Raw genomic sequence first — 1,682 nt, 5'->3', positions numbered from 1 at the left:
AGAAGCTGTTGTCTTTCCGGGCTTGAGGACGGTGTTTTCGCTGGTCGGGCATAGGGTCGGTGATCCTGTGGGAGTGGTGGTCTGTCGTGTCGTCGCTGCTGTGGAGGCCTTGGATGCCGTCGGTTGTGGGGCTGCTGGAACAGCGCGAGCTCGTCGCTCGCCGTCGCGTGGACGAGCTGCGGGAGGAGGCCGACCGCATCCAGGCTGAACTGGCCGTGGCCGAGCGGGACTGGAAGGAATGGGCTATCGCTCGCTCGCGGGTGGGCGAGGTGCTTGCCCCGGCAGACGAGACCGAGCATGGCCACGACCAGGCCGACCGGACAGCACCGACCGCTGGCGGGCAGGCCGAGGAGGCATCGTCAACGCCGGAAGCGGCGAAGGTGAAGTCGCAGGTGCCGGTGTGGCGTGAAGGGCTTGCGTGGTCGGCGTTGTCGGTGGACTACCAGCGCATCCTCAAGGCGCTCGCGGACCGGGCCCGGCTCGGGCAGGGGTCGATGACCTGCCAGGAGATGGCCGCTTTGTTCGGCATGGACGTGGTTCCGGCGCGGGTGGAGGCGCTGAGGTCGAAGGCGAAACGCCTGGTCGCGCGCGGCTGGCTGGCCGAGCCGGCACCGGGCCGGTTCACGCTCAGGCAGGGCGTGAGCGGGCCAGGCGGCGGGTCATGAGCAGGGTCATCGACCAGTAGATCATTGCCTCGGCGCTGGTGGTTCGGCGTTCGAAGTCGCGCGCGAGGCGGCGGGTGCGCATCAGGTGGGCGAAGAGGCGCTCGACGATCCACCGCTTGGGCAGCACCACGAAGCCGCGCATGTCGTCGCTGCGTTTGACGATCGCCATGACCAGGGCGAGCGCGGCCAGGCAGTACTCGACGAGGCTGCCGGTGTAGCCGCCGTCGGCCCAGACCAGGGCCAGCAGGTGGTGGGCGGTGGCGACTTGGTGCAGCAGGACCCGGGCGGCGGCGCGGTCGCCGATATCCGCGCTGGTGACCATGATGCCCAGCAGCAGGCCGAGGGTGTCGACCACGACGTGCCGCTTGCGCCCGTTGATCTGTTTGCCACCGTCAAAGCCGCGGCTGTCGGCGCCGACGACGGCGTCCGCCCTGACCGACTGCGAGTCGATCACGCCGGCCGTCGGCTCCGCGTCCCGGCCCAGCCGCTCGCGGACCTGGCCGCGCAGCCGGTCATGGAACTCCTTGGCCAGGGCGTGGTCGCGCCAGCGGCGGAAGAAGGCATACACCCGGTCCCACGGCGGGAAGTCGGCCGGCATCGCCCGCCACTTGACGCCGTTGTCCACGAGATAGCGGATCGCGTCCAGCACCGCGCGGTGGCAGTATCCTTCCGGCCGGCCGCCCCGCCCGCGCATCCAGCCCGGCGTCGGCAGCAGCGGCCGGACCTCGGCCCACTCCGCGTCCGTCATGTCCGACGGGTACCGGCGCTGCCGCTCGGGCCGGTCAGCCGCGTTGCCGTACACGTGCGCGAGGCAATCACACGTTGGAGCGGCCGAGTTGGACTGCCTGGCCATCGACACGGAAGACTGCGGCACCGGGGCCTCCTGTTGCTCTATGGATTCGACACCCACGAGCTGTTCAGGAGGCCCCGTCTTCATGCTCTGGCCACTGCAGGATCACCCGACCGGGAATCCGCGTTCGACCGCCACCGCTCAAGATCGAAAAGACAACAGCTTCT

At 69.7% G+C, this 1,682-nt stretch carries 2 protein-coding genes; one reads left to right on the top strand and one right to left on the bottom strand.

Features of this window, described 5'->3' with window-relative positions; all coding sequences use genetic code 11:
• The first annotated feature begins 113 nt into the window (after positions 1 to 113).
• Entirely contained in the window at positions 114 to 665 is a 552-nt protein-coding gene (locus ACWDSL_RS53295; protein ID WP_450496979.1) for a hypothetical protein, read from the top strand.
• On the opposite strand, the gene ACWDSL_RS53290 is transcribed toward ACWDSL_RS53295, so the two are convergent.
• Positions 628 to 1,413, bottom strand: coding sequence for an IS5 family transposase (locus ACWDSL_RS53290; RefSeq protein ID WP_450496977.1), 786 nt, complete (start codon positions 1,411 to 1,413; stop codon positions 628 to 630). The genes ACWDSL_RS53295 and ACWDSL_RS53290 overlap by 38 nt on opposite strands.
• Positions 1,414 to 1,682 lie beyond the last annotated feature (269 nt).

This window comes from Streptomyces sp. NPDC000941, assembly GCF_053599555.1.
The sequence above is the reverse complement of the archived record's forward strand: the minus strand, read 5'-3'. Positions and strand labels throughout refer to the sequence as shown.

Excerpts from the sequence above, each read along its gene's own strand:
- ACWDSL_RS53295 (WP_450496979.1), top strand. The coding sequence starts at position 114 with ATGCCGTCGGTTGTGGGGCTGCTGGAACAGCGCGAGCTCGTCGCTCGC.
- ACWDSL_RS53290 (WP_450496977.1), bottom strand. The coding sequence starts at position 1,413 with ATGACGGACGCGGAGTGGGCCGAGGTCCGGCCGCTGCTGCCGACGCCG.